This is a genomic window from Spirosoma aerolatum, from assembly GCF_002056795.1.
GTDB classification, from domain to species: domain Bacteria; phylum Bacteroidota; class Bacteroidia; order Cytophagales; family Spirosomataceae; genus Spirosoma; species Spirosoma aerolatum.
Genome location: NZ_CP020104.1, coordinates 7,905,001 through 7,929,005, shown reverse-complemented (window position 1 = coordinate 7,929,005; position 24,005 = coordinate 7,905,001). Strand labels below are relative to the sequence as shown.

At 43.2% G+C, this 24,005-nt stretch carries 18 protein-coding genes (1 of these 18 running past the window's edge); 13 read left to right on the top strand and 5 right to left on the bottom strand.

Going from position 1 to position 24,005, the window contains the following annotated elements; genetic code table 11:
* Window positions 1-25 precede the first annotated feature (25 nt).
* The 3 genes from B5M13_RS33085 to recF all read right to left on the bottom strand — a co-directional run bounded on the left by B5M13_RS33085 (window position 26) and on the right by recF (window position 3,356).
* Entirely contained in the window at window positions 26-1,402 is a 1,377-nt protein-coding gene (locus B5M13_RS33085; protein WP_080059706.1) for a TolC family protein, read from the bottom strand.
* Window positions 1,389-2,003, bottom strand: a complete 615-nt coding sequence (locus B5M13_RS33080; protein ID WP_080059705.1) for a TetR/AcrR family transcriptional regulator — start codon at window positions 2,001-2,003, stop codon at window positions 1,389-1,391. The genes B5M13_RS33085 and B5M13_RS33080 overlap by 14 nt, the downstream gene beginning before the upstream one ends.
* Before the next feature lie 234 nt (window positions 2,004-2,237).
* The gene (gene recF, locus B5M13_RS33075; protein ID WP_080059704.1) at window positions 2,238-3,356 is read right to left on the bottom strand and encodes a DNA replication/repair protein RecF; all 1,119 of its coding nucleotides are present in this window, start codon (window positions 3,354-3,356) and stop codon (window positions 2,238-2,240) included.
* Window positions 3,357-3,547: 191 nt separating this feature from the next.
* Here recF and pdhA point away from each other — a divergent pair, with 191 nt between their 5' ends.
* From pdhA to gldJ, 7 genes are all read left to right on the top strand, one after another.
* Window positions 3,548-4,606 carry a pyruvate dehydrogenase (acetyl-transferring) E1 component subunit alpha gene (gene pdhA / locus B5M13_RS33070; protein ID WP_080059703.1) on the top strand — a complete coding sequence of 353 codons (1,059 nt, stop codon included), beginning with the start codon at window positions 3,548-3,550 and terminating at the stop codon, window positions 4,604-4,606.
* 148 nt (window positions 4,607-4,754) lie between these two features.
* Entirely contained in the window at window positions 4,755-5,693 is a 939-nt protein-coding gene (locus tag B5M13_RS33065) for a ring-cleaving dioxygenase (protein WP_080059702.1), read from the top strand.
* 83 nt (window positions 5,694-5,776) lie between these two features.
* Window positions 5,777-6,424: an alpha/beta hydrolase gene (locus B5M13_RS33060; RefSeq protein ID WP_080059701.1), complete on the top strand. Its 648-nt coding sequence runs from the start codon at window positions 5,777-5,779 to the stop codon at window positions 6,422-6,424.
* Window positions 6,425-6,436: 12 nt separating this feature from the next.
* Complete coding sequence (locus B5M13_RS33055) at window positions 6,437-6,733, top strand: muconolactone Delta-isomerase family protein (protein ID WP_080059700.1); 297 nt, start codon at window positions 6,437-6,439, stop codon at window positions 6,731-6,733.
* Window positions 6,734-6,924: 191 nt separating this feature from the next.
* Window positions 6,925-7,368, top strand: a complete 444-nt coding sequence (locus B5M13_RS33050) for a barstar family protein (RefSeq protein ID WP_080059699.1) — start codon at window positions 6,925-6,927, stop codon at window positions 7,366-7,368.
* A gap of 102 nt (window positions 7,369-7,470) precedes the next feature.
* Window positions 7,471-10,824, top strand: coding sequence for a transcription-repair coupling factor (mfd, locus tag B5M13_RS33045; protein WP_080059698.1), 3,354 nt, complete (start codon window positions 7,471-7,473; stop codon window positions 10,822-10,824).
* Window positions 10,825-10,946: 122 nt separating this feature from the next.
* A complete protein-coding gene (gldJ, locus tag B5M13_RS33040; RefSeq protein WP_020596774.1) occupies window positions 10,947-12,203 on the top strand; it encodes a gliding motility lipoprotein GldJ in 1,257 nt (418 codons plus the stop codon).
* A gap of 92 nt (window positions 12,204-12,295) precedes the next feature.
* Here the strand turns inward: gldJ and B5M13_RS33035 are convergent, their stop codons facing one another.
* Complete coding sequence (locus tag B5M13_RS33035; protein WP_080059697.1) at window positions 12,296-13,006, bottom strand: ComF family protein; 711 nt, start codon at window positions 13,004-13,006, stop codon at window positions 12,296-12,298.
* A gap of 58 nt (window positions 13,007-13,064) precedes the next feature.
* Between B5M13_RS33035 and B5M13_RS33030 the strand changes: the two genes are divergently transcribed.
* The 5 genes from B5M13_RS33030 to B5M13_RS33010 all read left to right on the top strand — a co-directional run bounded on the left by B5M13_RS33030 (window position 13,065) and on the right by B5M13_RS33010 (window position 22,005).
* Complete coding sequence (locus tag B5M13_RS33030; RefSeq protein WP_080059696.1) at window positions 13,065-13,418, top strand: hypothetical protein; 354 nt, start codon at window positions 13,065-13,067, stop codon at window positions 13,416-13,418.
* Between the two features lie 19 nt (window positions 13,419-13,437).
* Complete coding sequence (locus B5M13_RS33025) at window positions 13,438-16,740, top strand: DUF4175 family protein (RefSeq protein ID WP_080059695.1); 3,303 nt, start codon at window positions 13,438-13,440, stop codon at window positions 16,738-16,740.
* Window positions 16,741-16,885: 145 nt separating this feature from the next.
* Window positions 16,886-18,748, top strand: coding sequence for a tRNA uridine-5-carboxymethylaminomethyl(34) synthesis enzyme MnmG (gene mnmG / locus B5M13_RS33020; protein WP_080059694.1), 1,863 nt, complete (start codon window positions 16,886-16,888; stop codon window positions 18,746-18,748).
* An 80-nt stretch (window positions 18,749-18,828) separates the two neighbouring features.
* Window positions 18,829-19,710: a class I SAM-dependent methyltransferase gene (locus tag B5M13_RS33015; protein WP_080059693.1), complete on the top strand. Its 882-nt coding sequence runs from the start codon at window positions 18,829-18,831 to the stop codon at window positions 19,708-19,710.
* A gap of 486 nt (window positions 19,711-20,196) precedes the next feature.
* Entirely contained in the window at window positions 20,197-22,005 is a 1,809-nt protein-coding gene (locus B5M13_RS33010; RefSeq protein WP_080059692.1) for a tetratricopeptide repeat protein, read from the top strand.
* Window positions 22,006-22,090: 85 nt separating this feature from the next.
* On the opposite strand, the gene thrC is transcribed toward B5M13_RS33010, so the two are convergent.
* Window positions 22,091-23,401 carry a threonine synthase gene (gene thrC / locus B5M13_RS33005; protein WP_080060186.1) on the bottom strand — a complete coding sequence of 437 codons (1,311 nt, stop codon included), beginning with the start codon at window positions 23,399-23,401 and terminating at the stop codon, window positions 22,091-22,093.
* Between the two features lie 218 nt (window positions 23,402-23,619).
* Here thrC and pruA point away from each other — a divergent pair, with 218 nt between their 5' ends.
* A protein-coding gene (pruA, locus tag B5M13_RS33000; RefSeq protein ID WP_080059691.1) for an L-glutamate gamma-semialdehyde dehydrogenase crosses the window boundary here: on the top strand, window positions 23,620-24,005 show its beginning. 1,246 nt of this gene lie beyond the right edge of the window; 386 of the gene's 1,632 nt are visible here — the first part of the coding sequence; it begins with the start codon at window positions 23,620-23,622; the stop codon falls past the right edge of the window.

The window sequence follows — 24,005 nt, the reverse complement described above, 5'->3', positions numbered from 1 at the left end:
TTCAAATTCGGGGCCTGATTCCCCATTAGTTTCCAGTGTAGAGTTTACCACTGGCTTTGTCGGCATCGACTTTGGTTTGCAGGAAGTTGTACAGTGAAGCGAAGTAGTTCGTTTGCGCCTGACGGTATGAGTTCTCCGCATCCAGCACTTCAATATTCGACCCGACGCCTTCCTGATACTTGATCTTGGCCACACGAGCAACCTCCTGCGCTAAGTCAACATTGCGTTTTTGCGTGCGTAAGGTTTGCAGGCTGTTACCAAGCGTTATGCTTGACTGACGAATTTGCAGATCAATTGTATTTTTAAGTAACTGAGCGCTATTCTGCGTTTTCTGTAGTGTAAATCGCTTCTGTTGCGCTTGGTACTTCTTCTGAAATCCATCGAACACAGGAACCGATAAGTTGATACCTACTATTGATGAATTAAACCAGGGCGACACAAACAAATCACCAAAGTTATTACGACCTGTATTATAGCCATAGTTGATAAACGCCGTCAACCGGGGATAGTATAGCTTCGAAATACTTTGCAGGTCCAAATCGGCCAATTGAATTTGCGACTGGAGCGTAGCAAACTCGATGCGTTGATTATAATCGAATTCAGCAACTCCCTTCATATTGTCACGCTCCAGCGCATCCAGGTCAATATCCTGTATTTGCTCGGTCAGCGTAATATTATCGTTGATACCCAGCCCCATCTGGAACTTGAGCAGGTAGTAACTCAGGTCGACCAGATTTTTGACGTTTTGTCGCTCGGCTTTCAGGTTATTCACCTGTACTTCGAGTCGGCTCACGTCAATTTTTTCGGCAAACCCCTGTTTGTTCAGCCCTACTGTATTCTGATATAGTGTGTCAACCCGCGCAATATTCAGGTCGAGCAGCTTTATCTGCTGTTCGTTTACCAGCACACCATAATAGGCTTTCGCAACCTGTTCAGCCACAGTAATTTTCGAGGCCTTAATGTTTTTTTGTGCTAGTTGCCGATAGGTTTCAGCCGCTTTCAACCCTAGCCGATACGATGCATCGAACAGTAACTGGTTGAGTGTACCGGTCAAATTGCTTGAATAGTTAACACCAAATTGAACGGCAATCGGAGGAGCATCGGCAGGAGCATTCGGATTCGCGAACTGCGCAGGTAAGAACACCCGTTGAATAATCAGGTTATCGGAAAGAGAACCTGCTACGCTAACCTGTGGCAACGCTACCCCACGCACTTCCTGAATGCGAGCTTCGGAACTGAGTGCGTCCAGACCGGCATTCTTGATGTTAAGGTTATTCTGAATGGCAAACTGAATAGCTTCATTCAGCGAAAACTCCTGCTTAGTCTGAGCTATCGACGTTCCAGATCCCACTAGCGTGAGCAACCAGATCGCCATAGCCGTTTTTATATTAGTGAACTTCATGATTGTACTGATTAACATACTGATTATAAATGGTGAAGCCTTGTTCGGTCAGCATCCCTCGTATGAAGTGATGCATGAGCTCATACTGTATTTGTTGCATGGTATACTGATTGGATGGAAATATATCGTTATTGAAAGCTAACTCGATCTGCTCCACCCGTAATCGGGCCAAAATGCCAGGATTAAGGTCAGATCGATATAGGCCTTGTTCAATACCTTTTTGGATATTTTCAAGAATAGACCGAAGCACTTCGCCTTCTTTATACTGCTTAAATAGCGCAAATGCCTGAGGGTAATGCCGTTTCATATCGATCAGCAGGTTAGGGCTAACCTGGTCCGCGTTTTTTTGAATCATCGCTAAAACGTGCATAATCTCAGCCACTGGATTTTCGGCCTCGACGGCTACACACGCCATTGCTTTATGATCTCTACCAAATTTGTCCTGGATAACCTCCGATAAAATCTGCTCTTTATCCGTAAAATGCTGGTAGATTGTCTTTTTAGAAATCCCAAGTTGTTTTGCTATATCTTCCATCGTTACGGACCGAATACCGTACCGCCAGAAGAGCCGTTCAGCCTCTGCCAAAATCCGTTGTTTCATCAAAAAATTGAACTTTTGCTAGATGAACTTCGGAAACTCAAATATAGTTCGCGGTTTCCTTATTATGTTTGTGTTATATGATGAACGGCCTAAAAACCGGAGTGAAACAACCGAATCCTCCGACGAAATCTGGAAAGGTTTGCCACAATTAGAAACCAATGCCTAGACTTACCTGAGCGTAGGGTAGGGACATAGAAGCAGTAACGTTGTAATTTTAGTTGATTGACGGATTATTCATCGCTGTCCAATCTGGAAGAAACGTACATCGGCCTGTACGGGGTTGAGCAGTTCACGGGTACGCTCTGGGCGGGCGTCGGTAATGAAGATCTGGCCGAACGCCCCTTCATCCATCTGCTGAATCAACTTGCTAATGCGTCGGTCGTCCAGCTTATCGAAGATATCATCCAGCAGTAAAATGGGCTTAACTCCTTTTTCGGCTTCAAGTGAATCAAACTGAGCCAGTTTTAGGGCAATCACAAATGTTTTCTGCTGCCCCTGCGATCCGAATTTTTTCAGGGGTACTTGCTGGCCGCTCCCATTATCGATCAGGAACGTATAATCGTCTTTATGAACGCCCATCGTTGTCCGTTGCAACACTGTATCGCGCCGACGAAAATGGCGGAACTCTTCGGCAAATCCAGGGTTACTCACCTCCGACTCATACACGATGAACACTTCCTCCCGGCCATCGCTTAGGTAAGCATAGTGTTCGCGAAAGCCCGGCATGAATTCGTCGACAAACCGTTTTCGACGATCGTGTATTTTCTGACCTAGGTCCAGCAGCGGATAATCGTAGGTGTCCAGCATATCGTTGTCTACCTGATTTCGGTCGGCAAATAGTTTGAGCAGACTGTTTCGCTGTTTCAGAATCTGCTGATACATCAAATAATTCTGTAAGTAATCAGCATCCATCTGCGAAAGCACACCATCGAAAAACTGCCTCCGTTCCTCACTATGCTCCCGTACCAGATCGGTATCGTTTGGCGCAATCAACACGACGGGAAAACGGCCAATATGCTCACTAAAGCGTTCATAAGGCTTTTTATTGGCCATCAGCACCTTTCGCTGGCCTCGCTGCACGCTGATTGTGATTTGTACCCGATTCGGATGACCACTATGCTCATGTTCTTCAAAAACGCCGTCAAGAATAAAATAATCTGCATCGTGCAGGATACTAAACGCATCCTGATTCTGAAAAGCGCTTTTGCTCAACGCCAGAAAATAAACGGCGTCAAGCAGATTGGTCTTACCGCTTCCGTTGGGCCCTACAATTACATTTACCTGTTTCCCAAATGAGTATCGGGCGTCTTCGTAATTTTTAAAATTGGTCAGGCTCAGTTTTTCGAGGTACATAGATGTAGCGCATAACGCGATAATGCGTAATTTCGCGGCAGTCAATTGCTTGTTTAATTGAGCAATTTGATATTGGCAACAAAGATACAGTCGGTTTGTTGTAGAAACAGACTCTCTATTCTGTTGACATCGTCTGGATAATTGACATTACCAATCACCAGCGATTGTCGATTTTATCGAACATACTCCTCATGGCAAGCGTCAAAGAGAAAACCCCGGCGGGGAAACCCAACAAAAATGGTCAGGCTCCGGCAGCAGCAAAAATGCAGCATCCGAAAGAGCGGTATATGTATTGGTATGAATCGATGCAGTTGCAACGGAAGTTCGAGGAGAAAGCCGGGCAGCTCTACGGTCAGCAAAAAATTCGGGGCTTCTGTCATCTATATATCGGTCAGGAAGCCTGTTCTTCCGGCTCTTATACAGCGTTAACCAAAGATGACAAATGGATAACTGCCTATCGTGACCATGGTATCCCTCTAGCCCTGGGTTCCGATCCTAAAGCAGTCATGGCCGAGCTATTCGCCAAACAAACCGGTTCGTCGAAAGGCAAAGGCGGCTCGATGCACATCTTCGATAAGTCGGTCAATTTTATGGGCGGGCATGGTATCGTTGGTGCCCAGATTCCGATGGGTGCTGGTATCGGTTTTGCCGAGAAGTACAATAAGACAAAAAACCTTTGCATCACATTCATGGGTGATGGTGCCGTTCGGCAAGGCGCTCTGCATGAAGCGTTCAACATGGCCATGCTCTGGAAAATACCCGTCATTTTCGTCGTTGAAAACAACGGGTATGCAATGGGTACCTCAGTGGCACGTACATCGAACGTTACGGAGCTTTACACCCTGGCTGAAGCCTATGATATGCCCGCCGAGCCTGTTGATGCGATGAGCGTTGAAGCCGTTCATGAAGCGGTGAGCCGTGCTGCCGAACGTGCCCGTGCTGGCGAAGGCCCAACCTTTCTTGAGTTTCGTACATATCGGTACCGTGGACACTCGATGTCTGATCCTCAGAAATACCGTTCGAAGGATGAAGTGGAAGAGTACAAGCAACGGGACCCTATCGAGCAGGTCAAAGCAACGATTCTTGAGAAAGGCCTGGCTACTGAAGAAGAGCTTTCAGCTATTGATCAGAAGATAAAAGGTATTGTGGATGAATCGGTCAAATTTGCAGAAGAGTCTCCATATCCACCCGCCGAAGAAGCCTTCAAAGATGTATACATGCAGAAGGATTATCCTTTTCTCCACGAATAATAGTTTCTTCTTTTCTCATGAATGTCCAGGTAGTTTATCTGGACATTTTTTTTTGAACGATTTATAAATTTTCATTGTATATACATTAAATGTTGATACAATTAAATTCGAACTTACTGGTTTTACCCTTCAACTCAAATTCTGGATTATGGAAACGCTCATCAATGGCCTACACCACGTCACTACGTTAGCTGGCGATACCCAACGCAACGTCGATTACTATACCGATATACTTGGCCTTCGGCTGGTCAAAAAAACGGTCAACTTCGATGCCCCCGATGTATACCACTTATATTATGGTAACGAAACTGGCTCGCCTGGAACCATCCTGACATTCTTTCCGTATGGCAGCATACCCCGTGGCCGGAAAGGCGTAGGCCAATTAACCTATACTGCTTTCTCCGCACCAACCGCTTCGTTGAGCTTCTGGATGGATCGTCTGCATGAACGAAACATTCCCTACGCTGGTCCCTACAAACGGTTCTCCGAAACGTATATTCGATTTGAGGATTTCGACGGCATGGGTATTGAACTTGTCTTTACCGATGACGATAAACGACCAGGCTGGGATAATGGACGCATTCCGGCTGAGTTTGCTATTCGTGGTTTTTACACCGTCACCTTGAATGAATTACGGACCGACCGGACCATAGCCTTATTAACCGATCTTATGCAACATACGTTGATAGGAGAGGAGGAAGGCCGTTTCCGGTTTAAAGCAGGTGATGGTGGGCCTGGCAACTACGTAGACGTGCTTCATTCTCCGAAAGATGTTCACGCTTTACAGGGAGCTGGTTCGGTACACCACGTTGCTTTCTCGACCAATTCAGACGAGACTCAGTTAATCATTCAACAACAACTGGCTGAGGCAGGTTATCACGTTACCCCCGTACAGGATCGGAATTACTTCCATAGTATTTATTTCCGCGAACCAGGTGGTATTCTGTTTGAAGTAGCTACTAATCCTCCCGGTTTTGCTGTTGATGAACCTATTTCCGAATTAGGTACTGGACTTAAACTGCCTCCTCAATATGAAGCTCGTCGAGCAAAACTCATAACCGAATTGCCAGAGATTATTGTTCGGTAATTGTTTACAGTTTAGGACCTACCGCTTCAGGTTAAGCACGATTAATTTGAAGCGGTAGACCTTTACGCTTAACGAATCTTACAATGCTACACAATCCTAATAATATCCGTACGGCTGGTGTCCCTCTTGAAGAAGCCTCAAAAGTGATGGTTATGGTTCACGGTCGGGGCGGGTCCGCTCGTGATATACTTTCGCTTTCGCAGTATATTGAGGACAAAGACTTTGCCTTTGTTGCACCCGAAGCGCAAGGGAATACTTGGTATCCTTATTCCTTCTTAAGTCCTTTCGAAGCGAATGAACCTTACCTGACTTCAGCCCTGCAAGTACTGGCCAGTTTACGCGCCAGACTACAATCCGATTATAATGTCAAACCTACTCAGATTTATTGGTTAGGCTTTTCGCAGGGGGCTTGTCTGGCTCTGGAATTTGTGGCACGGAACGCTTCTGAATACGGCGGTGTTTTCGGGTTGAGTGGTGGCCTTATTGGTCCTCCTGATACCCCTCGGCAGTATGAAGGCTCGTTATTGAATACGCCGATTTTTTTGGGCTGTAGCGATACTGACTCGCATATTCCGAAAGAACGAGTATTGGAGTCAGACTCTGTATTTCGTCAAATGGGGGCAAAGGTCACAACTAGATTATATACAAATTTTCCGCATACCATTAACGAAGATGAGTTAAAGATCGTTAATTTGCTTATAGCTGGAGAAGAACCTCCGGCCAGTACTTAACACCTGTTGCCTATGAGCCAATATATGGTAGAGTTTGATCTTCCGCCTGTGATGGATGAAGGTTTCCAAAATCGGATTCCCGCCCAGCGGCTCAAAGTTGAAGAACTGATGGAAAAGGGCTTTCTCCTGTCGTACTCTCTTTCGATTGATCGACAAAAGCTCTGGTGTATTTTCAAAGCCGATTCTGAGCTGGAAGTCATGGAGTCGATCTCAGAATTTCCGCTGATAAAATACATGACCCCGATGATAACCGAGTTGATGTTTCACAATATGGTGGCTGCTCGAATCCCACTTTTTTCGTTGAACTAATTTCTTCTTAAAACCCTTCTGATTGAAGGGTTTTTTGTTGGCATGAAAATTGCATTTTTTCTTTAGCAATTTACTAAAAACACGTAAGTAACCAGCGAAAAAGTGGTTACATACGATTACAAGTTACTGATAATCAAGTTTCACGTGAAACAATTATCACTTTTCTGAACACCCATATTTTGTAAAAAGTCATGACACCAAATGTCCTGGTTAGCCAATCTGAAAAGGAACTGGAGGCCTGGTTCGCCAACGATTTTATTGCTCACATCGATGGCAAAAAAGCAACAACGCTCCGACAGTTTTACGAAGAAATTGCTGATCTATTAGAGATTCCAGACTTCGGATTTTCACTTGATGATTTGAATGATTCACTGAACGATTTGCGCTGGCTAGAGGATGAACGAATCATTCTTTACTTTACCAATACAGCAGACCTGATCAGTAAAGAAAGAGATCCTGCCAAGCTCAGAAATGTGTTGAGTATATTGGAGGCAACGGCTGAAGATTGGAAATGGACGGAAGATGAACTGGATGATAAAAAGGAAATCATTCTTGTTTTTGAAGACAGTGATCGTATTCGAAAACTGCTGGAACACGAAGGAATCGATTACTTGGAAATATCCAAATTGAAATAACGCGCAAACGCAACAAATTTCCCGAACCTACTGTTACCTAATTGTGCCGCCGGAATATTCCTTCCAGCGGCTTTTCGTGTTTGACATACAACCTGCATTCGCTTGAAACCCGACGAATTACTCGGTCTATATACCGAAGATAGTTTTATTAAGTTGTTGGCCGAGCCCCTCAGCCATAAGAAAACCGACGAGCCTCAGCGCCTTCAAATCAAAGGTCTGGCAGGGAGTCTAGACGCTGTTTTAGCCTCAGCCATTTACAAATTAGTTAGCGGAAATCATCTATTTATTTCAACGGACCGCGATGAGGCAGCCTACTTTTTCAACGACCTTCAGCATCTGCTCAGCCGTGAGGTATTGCTGTTTCCGATGTCGTATAAAAAGCCTTACCAGTTTGAGGAGATTGAAAATGCCAACGTATTGATGCGGGCAGAAGTGTTGAACAAACTAAATCCTGCTCCAAAAGAAGGCATCGTATTAGTCACGTATCCAGAAGCCTTGTCGGAAAAAGTTATCAACAAACGCTCCCTTCAAGCCAATACGTTGACGATTCGGGCAGGAGAGAAACTGGATACGCATTTCGTTGCTGAACTTCTCCAAACGTATGAATTTGAAAAAACGGATTTCGTCTATGAAGCGGGCCAGTTTTCAGTTCGTGGTGGTATAATTGATGTATTCTCGTTTGCCAGTGAATACCCATATCGAATCGATCTGTTCGATAATGAAGTAGAAAGTATACGAAAGTTCAATCCAGAATCTCAGCTTTCAACCGACCCTGTTGACTTCATTAATATTATACCAAACATTCAGACCAAGTTAGTTGAAGAGACCCGTGAGCCATTTTTCGATTTTCTACCGCCTGATACAACGATATGGGCCAAGGATGTTGAATTCGCACTTGAGATTATTGAGAGTTGCTACGAAAAAGCAGAGCAAAGTTTTGATTCCATTTTAGCGGGTAGTGGTGGTATTCAGGTTGTGTCGGACCCGAATGAGTTGTTTGAAACCCGCCGATCGTTTCTGAATGAGTTGAAACGCTTTCGAACTGTTGAATTTGGCCGTAAATTTTATTTCAAAACAGAAGGTCGACAACAATATACATCAAAGCCCCAGCCCTCATTTAACAAGGATTTTAAACGTCTGATCGACACCCTAGCCGACAATCAGGCGAAGGGATTTACCAATATCATCGCAGCCGAATCGTTCAAACAGTTGGACCGATTGCGAACAATTTTTGAAGAACTCGATCCTTTCGTAAAATTTCAACCCATGAATATTGGGTTACGGGAGGGGTATATCGATGAAGTACTGAAAATTGCCTGCTTCACCGATCACCAGATATTTGATCGATATTACAAATACCGGGTTCAGGATAAATTCTCGAAATCAAAGGCGCTTACATTACGTGAATTAAAAACCCTACAACCCGGTGATTATATTACCCACGTTGATCACGGCATTGGTCGATTTGCCGGCTTAGAAAAAGTGGATCACGCTGGTAATGAGCAGGAAGCCATCCGGTTAATTTACCGAGACAATGATATTCTGCTTGTCAGCATCCACAGCTTACATAAAATCGCGAAATATAGTGGCCGCGAAGGGGGTCCACCCGTGATGAGTAAACTGGGATCTCAGGAGTGGGAGCAGAAAAAGTCACGAATTAGGAAGCAAGTTAAAGACATTGCCCGTGAGCTGATTGCTCTCTATGCCAAACGCCGAACAGCTCCTGGTTATGCCTATAGTCGGGATAGTTTCTTACAAGCTGAGCTTGAATCGTCGTTTTTATATGAGGATACACCCGATCAGGCGAAAGCAACCAACGATGTAAAAGACGATATGGAACGACCACATCCAATGGATCGACTGATTTGTGGGGATGTAGGTTTTGGTAAAACCGAAGTAGCTATACGCGCTGCCTTTAAAGCCGTATCTGATAATAAACAGGTGGCTGTGCTAGTCCCAACAACGATTCTGGCTATGCAGCACTTCAAAACATTTTCGGAACGTATGGCCGACTTCCCCGTCAAAATCAATTATATCAATCGATTCAGATCTGCTAGCCAGGTAAAAGAAATTGTAAAAGGAGTGGCTTCAGGCGAAATTGGAATTCTAATCGGTACGCACCGAATCGTCAATAAAGACATCAAATTCAAGGACTTAGGCTTGTTAATCATCGACGAGGAACAGAAATTCGGAGTAAAAACCAAAGATCGGTTGAAAGAAATGCGGGTTGAAGTCGATGTATTAACCTTAACGGCAACACCGATTCCAAGGACGCTCCATTTCTCCTTAATGGGCGCTCGTGATTTATCGGTTATAGCAACTCCTCCACCAAATCGCCAGCCAGTTACGACAGAAGTACATCCTTACAATGAAGCGGTTATACGCGACGCTGTTAGTTATGAAATTCGGCGCGGGGGGCAGGTTTTCTTCGTCCATAACCGAGTAAATGACATCGAATCTATCGGGAATCTGATCATGCGGCTGGTACCCGAAGCACGCATTGGTGTGGCTCATGGCCAAATGGATGGCGACCGTCTGGAGCGCATCATGACTCGGTTTATTGAGGGTGATTACGATGTACTGGTATCAACGAATATCATCGAATCAGGTTTAGATATTCCGAACGCCAATACCATACTGATCAACAATGCCCATTATTTTGGTTTGTCTGATTTGCACCAGATGCGGGGTAGGGTAGGGCGATCGAACCGAAAAGCGTTCTGCTATCTCCTAACTCCGCCACCGTCGGTACTGACGGCCGATGCCCGCAAACGACTCCAAACGCTGGAAGATTTTTCAGATTTGGGCGAAGGGTTTAAAATAGCTATGCGCGATCTCGATATTCGGGGTGCTGGTAACTTGCTAGGAGCAGAACAAAGTGGATTTATCAATGATCTTGGCTTCGAAATGTATCATAAGGTTCTTGACGAAGCCGTTCAGGAACTCCGTGAGAATGAGTTTAAAGACTTGTTTGAAACGAAGCCCGGCGACTTAAAACTCTCTTTGCCTGATACCGTTATTGAGACAGATTTACAAGTGGTCATTCCAGAGCGATATGTCTCCAATATATCGGAAAGATTGGCGTTATACACTCGATTGGATAGCCTACAAAATGATGAAGAACTTCAGGCCTTTCGGCAAGAAATTATCGACCGGTTCGGCCCAATGCCGGAGGAAGTTAAGAATCTGATCAAAATGGTCAATGTTCGCTGGAAAGCAGAGCAATTATACCTTGAAAAACTGACGATTAAGAATAATATCCTCAAAGGATACTTCGTTTCTAACGGGAATGATGACTTCTTCCGATCCGACCAATTTGGCAAGGTAATTGAGTACATAAAGCGAAACCCTACCAAATGCTCGCTTAAGGAGTTAAAAGGAAGGCCGATTTTTACCCATACTGATGTATACTCAGTGGAGCAGTTGGATGAAATTTTAGGCGCAATGACCAATTAATTGATACGAGAAGTAAGATTTTTGAGAAAAATACAATCCATATTGTTACTCAAACATCTTACTACGAATGTCTTACAGCTTTTATCTTATTTTTGCACCTACGTTTTTACACAAATAGAGCAATGATTCAAAAGTATCACCTGCAACGAGCGGCTTATGTGCTGCTGGCAACGGCAGCCCTGGCATCCTGTAAGCCCAAGCACCCGACCAGTGTGCAACCCGGTAAGAAGAGTACGGCGACGGGAATTGCTTACAATCAGAAAGATGGTTTTCAGGTAAAGAAATTTGCAGGCCAAAAGGCTGGTCCTAACCTGGTCTTCATTGAAGGTGGCCGGTTCACGATGGGTGCCCTCGAAGAGGATGTGATGAACACACGTGATAACCGTGAGCGTACAGTGTCGATCCAGTCGTTCTATATGGACGAAACAGAAATGGCTAACGTTCACTACCTCGAATACTTAAACGCGATTTCTCGGGATTCATCGGAAGAAGTTGTTAAAGCAGCTTTACCAGATACTACCGTTTGGTCGAACCCTTTGTCTTTCAACGATTCATACGTAACACAATATCTACGTTATCCGGCTTTCCGGTATTATCCAGTTGTTGGTGTTTCGTGGGTGCAGGCAAACGACTATGCAATCTGGCGGTCGAATGCAGTCAATAATGAGTTGGCAAAAGGTAGTGTCAAGCAGAAGGGGGGCGGTTTTTCTCTGAAGCGGAAATCCAAAAAAGCTGATGATGCGGCACTGGCCGAAGCAACTTCAACGGCACCAGCTAAACCCAGTCTGGAAAGCGGTACTATTCTGCCTGATTATCGCCTTCCAACCGAAGCAGAGTGGGAATACGCTGCTAAGGCCCTGATAGGCACGCAATACATGGACGAGAATCAAATTAATCAGCGGATTTATCCTTGGGATGGTTCTTCGGTTCGTAACCCGAAAAAAGGCCGAAAACAAGGCCAAATGCTGGCTAACTTTAAACGCGGTCGTGGTGACTATGCCGGTATCGCCGGGCGGTCAAATGACGGTGCGATTATAACGGCTGAAATTTATGCATATCCAGCCAACGATTTCGGCCTGTATAACATGGCTGGAAACGTAAACGAATGGGTGATGGACGTATATCGCCCGCTATCTTATCAAGACGTTAATGACTTGAACCCGGTTCGTCGAAATGGATACGTTGATGATGCAAAAAATTATGATACGAAAAACAAACAGTCACTTATCGACGATAAACTGCGTGTTTATAAAGGTGGCTCGTGGAATGATGTAGCCTACTGGTTATCACCGGGTACGCGTCGCTTCTTGGATCAAGACTCAGCTACGGCTATGATTGGTTTCCGTTGCGCCATGATCGGTGTTGGCCGAAATAAATAGTAATCTTCTCCAAGTAGAAAAACGGTCATTCAGAAATGGATGGCCGTTTTTTTTTTGACAAAAATTGAGCTAATAAGAAAAGCCTTTGAAGATTACTTTCCTGCTACAGCAAGGGTAATTACACTAACGGCTCCGCAGCCAGCCTTTAATAGCTCCTGTGCACAGGCTTCAAGCGTAGCTCCTGTAGTAAGCACATCATCAACCACTAAAACATGCTTTCCTTTGATCGATTCCTTGTCAACCACTGCAAATACCGTTTTTACATTTTCCCAGCGTTCTAAGCGATTTTTATGCGTTTGAGAGGCCTTAAATTGCTGACGAATAAGTACATCTGTGCGAAAAGGAATTCCCAAAGATTCGGCAAGTCCATCAGCTATCCAATCGGCCTGATTATAGCCACGTTGCTGCAATCGACTTTTATGCAACGGAACACCCAGAATTACGTCTATATCCTTAACAAATCTATTTTCTAATTTTAGTTGATGCCCGTACCAACTGGCTATTTCTTTGGCTGCCTCTTTATAGCCCTTATATTTTATGCCATGAATTAATTTTTGAACTATGCCTCCTTTATTAAAGTACAGGTAAGAGGCTAAAAATTGAATCGGTACTTTTCCGGCAAACTTATTGAGGAGATTTTGGTCGTATGGTTCACAGTGATGACCGGTTTCGGGCAAATTTATTCGACAAGGCGTACACAACACTTTTTCACTGAATTCCAGCGGCTTATCACAGCCAAAGCATAATTGAGGAAAAAGAAGGTCAATAAACTCATTAAGTGTCGGACGGATAAATCGAAACATTGTAAACCATCGTTAAATAATTGTAAAACATTGTAATTTAGAGAGAAGAATAGTTCTTATGGACGCCAACGAAGAAAAAAGTATAGATAAAGATTGGGAACAGTTACTTGATCAGTTAGCTCAGGTAGTTGGGAAGCGTCCAGCCGATCTCAATGCCGTTCTTTTTCTTATCGGTGTACAAGAGTTAGGTACTGGCCCCAAACGTTTCTCTAAAGAAGCGAAACAGGACTTAATGCACGTTGCCGTTTGCCGAGTATTAAGTCTATCGGGATACTACACCCTGGAAGGATACGATCAGGATGGCTGGCCACAATGGACGCTTGCCAAACCGATACCTCATGGAGATTTATTAACCCAGGAGATTTTTCTGAAGCAGCACGTGATTCACTATTTCGAAACCTTATTTGTTTAACTGCTCAACCTGAATTTGTATGCAATCATCAGCCGCCTATACAACGCTACTGCAACGCATTGATGAGTATAAGAAACGCTACTTCCAAAATCAGTTGGTGAAGGGCAGTTTGTTCTTTATTGCACTTATTGGCAGTGGCTATCTTCTGGTTAATACGGCCGAATTTATTGGCCGTTTCAGTTCTACAGGAAGAGCCATTTTATTTTTCAGCTTTCTTCTGACTGCTTTTGCAGGGTTATATTTATTTATTGTTCGCCCATTGATGAGTCTTTACGGTCTTAATAAACCATTGTCGAATGACGAAGCAGCTCGCCAGATCGGGACGTTTTTTCCTGAAGTAGGGGATAAGCTTCTAAATACACTTCAGCTTCAACGTATCTCTACCGATCAAAGTGATTTACTTCAGGCAAGTTTGAATCAACGTTCTCAACAATTATTGATAAACCGGTTTGCTAATGCTATTGAGATCAGTAAGAACCGCCAGTTTCTAAAATACGCGATTCCGCCCCTGGCATTGATTCTAATGATTCTGATCGTAAATCCATCTTTTTTCGCCAAGTCATCGATACGCCTGGTTAATTATAATAAAGACTTTGTAGAGGAGGCTCCTTTTCAGTTTGTCATTCAGAATAAATCGATGAAAGCCTTCCGAAACGAAGACTTTCCACTCACGGTAAAACTTACAGGAGATGCCCTTCCACAGGCCGTTTATGTGGTAGCCAATGGAACTCGATTTAAGCTCGATCAATCTGGGGATAAGTTTACCTACAACTTCGACAACCTACAGCGAGATCTGGATTTTCGTCTTGAAGCGGCTGGGTTCAATTCGCCAGCTTATAAAGTTACTCTGATCGATCGTCCGGCTGTTCTATCCTTCAATGTTCGGCTCGATTATCCTGCTTACTTAAATAAGCCTACCGAGCAATTATCGAACGTTGGAAATTTATTGGTGCCTCAGGGAACAGTAGTCAATTGGGAATTTGCAGCCGATCATACTGACTCTCTTTTGCTACGTTTTAACACTGAACCGAAACCGACGCCAGCTCGCCTTGTTGATGACAACACGTTTGTTTTAAACCGACGGTTGATGCAAAATGCAGTCTATACGGTTTCATTAAAAAACGGTCAGGTTGCCTCTCCATCCACAATTCAATATAATGTTCAAGTAATACCTGACCGGTATCCGCAAATCTCAGTTGACCGAATTCAGGACACCGTTACCTACAATTATATAGCACTATCTGGCTTGGTATCTGACGATTATGGCTTCTCAAAACTGAAGCTTAATTACAAAATTATCCGTGGAAACCAGCCTTCACCACTTTACGTCAAGGACATTCCCGTTAATCATTCGACCACTTCTCAGAACTTCGTTTATAATTGGTCGCTCGATAGCCTTAAGCTTGGACAGGAAGATCGGTTGGAATATTACGTTCAGGTATGGGACAACGATGGGGTCAATGGGCCAAAATCAAGCCGGTCAAATCAACTCAATTTTGTAGTGCCTTCGAATGCTGAAATTCAGAAGCAGGTTGATAAATCGGCAGAGAAGACAGAGCAGCAAATTGACAATGCCTTGAGTAAAACGCAGGCAATTAAGAATGAGCTGAATCAGATGGAAGACCGGATGCGAACTAAAAAATCTTCCGACTTTCAGGACAAAAAACAATTGCAGGACGTACTACAAAAGAGAGAAGAGCTTTTGAAAGAGATTCAAAAGCTCCAGGAGCAGTTCCAAAAAACGAACGATACGCAACAGCGTTTTGCTCAGCAAAATCAGGCAATGCAGGATAAGTTGGAACAGCTTCAAAAGCTTTTCAATGAATTGCTCGATCCAGAATCCAAGCAATTATATGAGCAACTGAAGCAATTGCTGGAGCGCAAACAGGATGAAAAAGCTTCTGATTTACTTGATAAGTTAAGCCGAAAGGAGCGTAATATGGAGCGCGATCTGGATCGGGCTTTGAAGCTTTTCAAACAGATGCAGCTTGAGCAGAAGGTCAATAACATTGCCGAGAATCTGGAGAAACAAGCCGAGAATCTGGAGAAACAAGCTCAGGAAAACGCTAAGAAAAACGAGACGTCTGAGGATCAGCAAAAGCAACAGGAGAAATCACAGGAGGATTTTAAAAACACACAGGAGCAGTTAAAAGAACTTGAAAAGCAAGCCGAGAAAGATGATCTAAATAAACCGGAATCATCCGAAAAAGAGCAGCAAGAGATTGAAAAAGACATGGAAGATGCCTCTAAAAATATGAAAAGTAATCAAGGAAAACAGGCGGCTTCCAAACAACAAAAGTCTGCGAAATCCATGCGAGCCATGAGTAAATCCATGAAAGAATCCATGCAATCGGCCGAGATGCAGGAGATGCAGGAGAATATGGATGACCTCAGAAATATCCTCGATAATCTGATTACACTTTCGTTTGGACAGGAAAGGGTTATGAAAGATTTCCGAGGAATGAGCTTGCAAGATCCCCGTGTTACGAAACTCTCACAAGAGCAATTAAAGCTCCAGGATGATGCTAAAATTATAGAAGACAGCTTGAATGCATTAGCCAGTCGAGTCGTGCAGATTCAATCGTTTGTTACACGCGAGTTGACGAATATGAAGGGCTACATGGATGAAAGTGTTCAGCAACTTCGTGAGCGTCGGCTTAGCATGGCTTCTTCCAAGCAACAATTTGCCATGACGTCGATCAATAATCTGGCCTTGATGTTGAGCGATGTGCTGAAAAATATGCAACAGCAAATGAATGCGATGGCCATGCCCGGAAAAGGAAAAGGAGGCAAAAAAGGACAAAATCCAAGTGGATTAGGCGAGATGCAACAGCAGCTAAATGGCAAAATGCAACAATTACAAAAAGGAGGAAAAACGGGTAGGGGATTATCTGAAGAGCTTTCCCAAATGGCTGCTGAGCAGGCAATGATCCGGCAGATGCTGAAGAAACTTGAAGAAAATGCAAAGGGTACAGAAGTGGGTAAACAGCAAGAAAAGCAGATTAAGGACTTGATGGAAAAAATGGATGAGTCCGAAACCGATTTGGTTAATAAGCGTGTAAATCAAAATTTAATTAATCGTCAGCAAGAAATTATGGTTCGTTTGCTTGAATCTGAGAAAGCTTTAAAGCAACAGGAGGAAGACCCCAAGCGTCAGGCTGAAGCGGCAAAGTCAACGAAGCGTAGTACACCTGCATTTTTTGACTCCACCAATCTGCAGAACAAATCAAAGCAAGTAGAGGTTTTACGTTCAGTTACACCTAACTATAATTTATTTTATAAAAAAGAAGCGAATCAATATTTGCAAAAGGTAAGTAAATAGTTCTTTATACAAGTATTTATAACCGCTGACCTGGCACGAAGGTCAGCGGTTTTTTGTTGCATATACATCAAGTTTTTCTTTCCACAATCTTTCATCAATTTTGTAAAAGTTTCCACGTGAAACATTTTTCAAAAATCAGTTAAAAATGTATTCTTCGTACGATGTCATTGTAGTAGGAGCGGGCCATGCAGGATGTGAGGCAGCAAATGCAGCCGCCACCATGGGTTCTCGAGTTTTATTGATTACAATGAATATGCAGACAATCGCACAGATGTCCTGTAATCCAGCAATAGGTGGAGTTGCTAAAGGGCAAATTGTACGCGAGGTTGATGCACTAGGTGGTTTGTCGGGCATAATCAGCGACAAAAGCATGATTCAGTTCAGAATGCTGAATCGCTCCAAAGGACCAGCTATGTGGAGTCCACGGTGCCAAAGCGATCGAAATTTGTTTGCTTGGGAATGGCGAAAAGCACTGGAAGAAAACAGAAATATCGACTTCTGGCAGGATACAGTTAATGAAGTAATAGTAAAAGATGGGCGAGTAACTGGTGTAAAAACCAGTTTGGGTATCGAGTTTCAAGCTAAAGGAGTGGTTCTAACCAATGGCACATTCCTGAATGGCCGCATGTTTATTGGTGAAAAAGTATTTGGTGGTGGACGTACAGCTGAACGGGCAGCCACAGGATTAACCGAACAATTAGTCAGTTTAGGGTTTGAGTCAGGTAGAATGAAAACAGGGACACCGCCCCGTGTTGATGGCCGAAGCTTGAACTACAACCTGATGGAAGAACAACTCGGCGATGAAAAGCCAGGTAAATTTTCCTATACGAACACACCAACGCTCACCCAACAACGCAGTTGCTGGATTACGTACACCAATCAAGCCGTACACGATGAATTAAAAACTGGTTTCGAAAAATCTCCCATGTTTACGGGTCGAATAAAAGGATTAGGTCCAAGATACTGCCCATCGGTCGAGGATAAAATCAATCGATTTGCGGATAAAGACAGGCATCAAATCTTTGTAGAACCAGAAGGCTGGGATACGGTAGAAGTGTATGTAAACGGGTTTTCAACGTCTCTGCCAGAGGATGTACAGTATAAGGCTTTACGCAAAATTCCAGGATTTGAAAATGTTCGTATGTTTCGTCCAGGTTATGCTGTTGAGTACGACTTCTTCCCGCCTACACAATTAAGACCAACGCTGGAGACCCAGTTAGTTAAAAATCTTTTCTTTGCAGGACAGATAAATGGAACAACAGGGTATGAGGAGGCAGCTTGTCAGGGTTTGATGGCTGGCATCAATGCCCATCGAAATGTAGCGGAAGAAGCAGAGTTTACCATTAAAAGATCGGAAGGATATATTGGGGTACTTATCGATGATTTGATTACTAAGGGGACTGAAGAGCCCTATCGAATGTTCACTTCCAGAGCTGAATACCGTACACTTTTACGTCAGGATAATGCCGATTTACGCTTAACTGAAAAAGGGTACGCTATTGGGTTGGCATCTCAGGAACGGTACGATACGATGGTAAACAAACGTACTGGAGTCTCTACTTTAACAGATGCGATTCGGACAACAAAACTCAAACCCGAAGAAATTAATAGCTGGTTAGAGTCAAAAGGAAGTTCTGCTTTAAGAGAAAAAAGCAGTTTATATACACTATTGAAACGGCCGGAAATCGATTTGTCCGATGTTAATCACGTTTTAGAGCTAATTCCAGAATTCCCTAGTGGGGTGGGGGAGGAGGTAATTGAGCAAACAGTTATCGAAATCAAGTACGAAGACTACCTCAATCGGGAAAGGCAAAATGCTGAAAAGCTCGATAAATGGGAGAATCTTTCGATCAATTCCGCTTTCGATTACGACCGCTTAAAAGCACTATCTTTCGAAGGAAGAGAAAAGTTGAAACGTCTTCGTCCTGCAACAATTGGTCAGGCTTCACGAATTAGTGGAGTAAGTCCTTCTGACGTTTCTATATTGCTCGTGTACATGGGCCGATAAATCCATATATATCTGGCCTCTGCTTACTGTACAGAAAACAGAGGCCAGATATTTTTTCTAATCGCATTATATTATCTCCATTGGAAACGGTAAACCATTGCCCGAACTGCGGCAGTACGCAATTCGCCCCATTTTTAATCTGTAAAGATTACCTGGTGAGTAATCAGGATTTTACCATTCAGCAGTGTCATCAATGCTCTTTCCGCCTGACCAATCCTCGACCAGATGGAAATTCGATTGGCAACTATTATAAGTCTAACCAATATGTTTCACACAACGATAAAAGCGGTGGTTTAATTAATACGGCCTATAGAGTAGTACGGAAGTATACATTGCGATCAAAGCTTCAACTAATTAACCAAATTAATGGGAAGCCCGGTCATATAATAGATGTAGGTTGTGGTACGGGTGCCTTTCTTGAAAGTTGTCAGGAAGGAGGATGGCAAATTACTGGGATGGAACCCGATAGTGACGCCCGAAAGATTGCCATTGACAAATTACAAATACCTATACAATCAAATCTTAACGCTTTACGGGGCGTAGAGCCTGCTGACATAATTACGCTCTGGCATGTACTTGAGCACGTGCCAAATCTTGCCGAAACGCTTGATCAGTTATATCAATTAATAACGCCAAAGGGAACATTACTGATTGCAGTTCCAAATTCAGCCTCGTTTGATGCATCATATTTTAAACAATATTGGGCAGCCTACGATGTTCCAAGACACCTGCACCATTTTACACCCAACACGATAGCGCCACTATTTAAGAAGCATGGGTTTATGCTAACTGCTACAAAGCCTATGCTATTCGACGCATTCTACATCGCGATGCTTAGCACCCGTTATCAGACGGGAAAAACCGACTATCTGAAAAGCGTTCGGGTAGGACTGGCCTCTAACGCTGAAGCCAAGCGGACGGGGAATTACTCCAGCTTAATCTATCTATTCAAGAAGGCATAATAATTGCAACTGAATACTGCTGAAAAGAACCATTTTTAATAATCAGGAAAAGGTCTATTCAAAATTAAAAAAGTTAAAATTTTATGTGCATAACTATGTGCATAAACCAAACTTGAACGTGGAAAACTTGTTTATAAGCCATTACTCTGGTGTGGATGAATTGATAAGTAATCCACAGGCTATTTTAAAACACCAAAATGTGTGGAGAAACTACAACATATCACAAGTAATTCCACACTCTTTCCCCAGTATAATTTGTGTATAAATCTTATACACAAATCCACAAGTGATTCACACACAAATTGTGGATAAAATGTTATTATCTTAAATATGAGTCACTTATATGTGGATAATTAAAGAAAAGCTTGTGGATATCATCGTATTCTTATCCACAATGCGTATCTTGAATAGTGGACAACTTATTTGTACACATATCCACATAGCTAATGGTTATAATAACGTTTATTTAAAAAGAATATTTATAAAATGTTAATAAGGTCAAAAGTCATTATCGCATTCCTATGGTTGTTGTCGGTTGGGCTGGCCTGGGGACAAGGAGGAGGGGTATTAGCTGAGGAGTACTACAAAGCTGGCGAGTTCGACAAGGCAGCGAATGAGTATGCCAAATTGTTGAAAACCGAAGTCACGTGGGAACGATTGTCGCGTTATGTATATAGTCTACAAAAAAGTAACAAAACAGATGATGCGTTAAAATACCTGCGGAAGCAACAACGAAGTGATGATGTTAATAAAGCATATTATGAACTGTTGACGGGTCAATTAGCCACACAACAGGGGGATACGACTCTAGCCAAAACACAGTTCACGGCTGCTATACAATCCAGCAAAGCGTCATTGACTAAGCTAGAAAAGATTGCAACTGCCTTTAACGACGTCGCAGAAGCACGCTGGGCGATTAAAGCACTTGAAACGGCCCGTGAGGTCAGTAAGGCCCAAACGGCTTACAGCGAAGATTTAATGACCCTCTACAAGGCAACTGGGCAAACAGAAAAAGCGATAGAAGAGATCATAACGACGAGTAAGCAAGCTGATAAAAAAGAATCTGTGCTAGCTGCACTGCAAGGTTACCTAAATACAAAGGAAGAGCCCCTTGTTGAAAAAGCTTTATATACTCGAATACAACAGGAGCCGAACGAGTTAGCCTATAATGAACTTTTGATCTGGTTCTTTGTCCAAAAGCAAAAATTCAGTCGGGCACTTTTGCAGGAAAAAGCGACTGATAAACGACTGAAACTAAATGGTAGCCGAGTCTACGATTTGGGGATGCTGGCTATGAACAATAAAGAGTACAAGACTGCAGCCGAAGCGTTCGAATACGTAACAACAACGTATCCACAAGGCCAATTATATCCCTTTGCTCGTCGGTTGGTCATCAATGCTCGGGAAGAACAGGTAAAAAACACCTATCCTGTTGACAAAACCGAAATCCGCAAGCTCATTGGCGATTACCAGCGTATGCTTCAGGAAATTGGTACGAATGTTAAAACACTCGAAGCGCTTCGTAGTACGGCTAATCTATACGGTAACTACCTTGACAGTAAAGATACAGCGTTAACGGTGTTGGATCTGGCTATTGACCTGGGTAAAACAGATAGAAACTTTGTCGATCGTTGCAAGCTGGATAAGGGCGATATCTACCTCTTGAAAGGAGAGCCATGGGAGTCAACTCTACTGTATTCGCAGGTCGAGAAATCGCAGAAAGAAGAGTTGTTAGGGTACGAAGCAAAACTGAAAAATGCCAAATTGCAGTATTACAAAGGGAGTTTCGCGGTCGCCAAAGATTTGTTAGACGTCCTTAAACTTGCTACGTCCCGTGAAATTGCCAACGATGCTGAGCAATTGAGTCTGTTAATTGTAGACAACACAGGAATGGATAGCACCGAAGCGGCTATGCGCGAATATGCTGACATTGATCTGATGCTTTTTCAAAACAAAACAGATGAAGCTATTGCAGCCTTGAACAAAATGTGGGCTAAGTATTCGGAGCATACCATTGCCGACGAGGTGCTTTGGCTTCGGGCCAACACATATTTGAAACAAGGTAAAAATGCCGAAGCACTCGAAGACCTTAAACAAATCACTGCCAAATATCCAAACGATATACTAGGCGATGATGCCATGTTTACGCAGGGAAAAATTTATGAAGAACGGATGAAGGACAAACAGGCAGCTATGGAAGCTTACCAGAAGGTTCTAACCCAATATCCGGGCAGCATTTATGGAGCTGAAGCACGCAAACGATTTAGAATATTACGAGGAGATACTGTAAATTAGCCTGTTGAATCTTATCCACAAAAAAGCCTGAATCAATATATTCAGGCTTTTTTGTGGATAAGTGGATAAGTTATGTTGATAAGGTTTAAGCAACTGTTTGTAAAAACGATTCCTTAAAGGCTTCATAGTCAGCAGGAATTTGAATACTGTGCTTTAATCGATTCGCCAGAATAGCTAAACGTTCAGGGACTTCAACAGGCGATTCCAACACTTGTTCAACCAATGGTTTAAATTTCGAAGGGTGAGCAGTAGCTAGGGCCACACCGACCACATCCTTATCTGAAGCACTTAAATAGGCCTGTAAGCCCATGATACCGATGGCTGTATGTGGACAAGCCGTGTAATCGTACAATTCGTGAATACGTTTCATGCCAGCTCTGGTTTGTTCATCATCAAAGAAGTAGCCTGAAACATTTTCCTTTAAACGTGTATAACTATCACCAAACAAGTGATTTAAGCGGACAAAATTGCTTGGATTCCCAACATCCATTGCGTTGGAGATCGTGGCGATTGAGGCTTTGGGTAAATAAGAACCTGAATCCAGATAAGAGGGAACAACATGATTAAGATTCGTTGCAGCTACAAAATGGGCAACTGGTAAACCCAGTTGTTGAACCAGCACACCAGCACTCAAATTGCCAAAATTCCCACTGGGTGTCGAAAACACAACCGGCTTCCCAGATTTCTTTACCTGCCCATAAGCACTTACATAATAAAATCCTTGGGGTATGAGACGGAAAATGTTGATTGAGTTAGCAGATGATAAAGCGAGTTGGCTATTTAATTCATCGTCGACAAAGGCTTGTTTCACAATGGCCTGACAATCATCGAATGAACCATCCACTTCAAAAGCCTGTACATTGCCCCCCAAAGTAGTCAACTGCTTTTCCTGCAAATCACTAACACGGCCACTGGGGTATAAAATAGAAACCCGAATACCAGGTACACTATGAAAACCCATAGCAACTGCTCCCCCTGTATCGCCAGAGGTAGCTACCAGAATATGTACTTCTTTGTCATTTCGCTTAGAAAAATAGGACATCAGAGCAGCCATATACCGAGCCCCCACATCTTTGAATGCTAACGAAGGGCCATGGAAAAGCTCTAAAACACCAATTTTACCAGGTTCTATATCAACAACAGGAGTTTCGAACGGGAATGCCTGATGGGTTAGCTCTTCCAGATCAGCCTTACTTATTTCATCACCCAGAAGGGCTTTACTGATAGAGAATCCAATATCGGCCAATGACTGATTCGCAATATCATCAAAATAACCAGCTCCCAATTGAGGCAACGGGGTTGGCATGTATAATCCTTTGTCGGCAGGCATACTATGAAAAAGAGCCTCTTCGACCGATACAGTCACTGAGGGACTGTTTGTACTGTAAAAGCGCATAAAACATGTCAAAGTGAAGCTACAAAGTACGGAAAATCAGACCAATGAATCGAAAAGGAACTATTGAAATGTGGAAAACCATTTTGAATATGTGGATAACTTAGTCAATCCATACCTTTGTTGAAAAACACTTCACAACCCAATGAGTAAGGGTGAGTTGATAAAATTCGATCACTTTTGCTCCCAATCGGGCCGGCGTTCCGGTCATTATAGTAACCATGTCTTTTGGTATTTTTAATATCCCCGTACCGACCAACGAGCCAGTTAAAGAATACCGGCAGGGATCACCAGAGCGAGAAGCACTTAAACGGGCTTTGCAGGATTTTCGCAATCAGGAAACGGATATACCAATGTATATCGGTGGTCAGGAAGTACGAACAGAAAATAAACTAAAGGTTTCTCCTCCACACGATCATCAACATATTTTAGGATACTTCTACGAAGGCGAGGCATACCATGTCGAACAAGCTATTGACGCTGCATTAAAAGCAAAGCAAGCATGGGCAAGTATGTCGTGGGAACATAGAGCCGGTATTTTTTTGAAAGCCGCTGAATTAATTGCAGGGCCTTATCGAGCCAGGATAAATGCTGCAACAATGCTTGG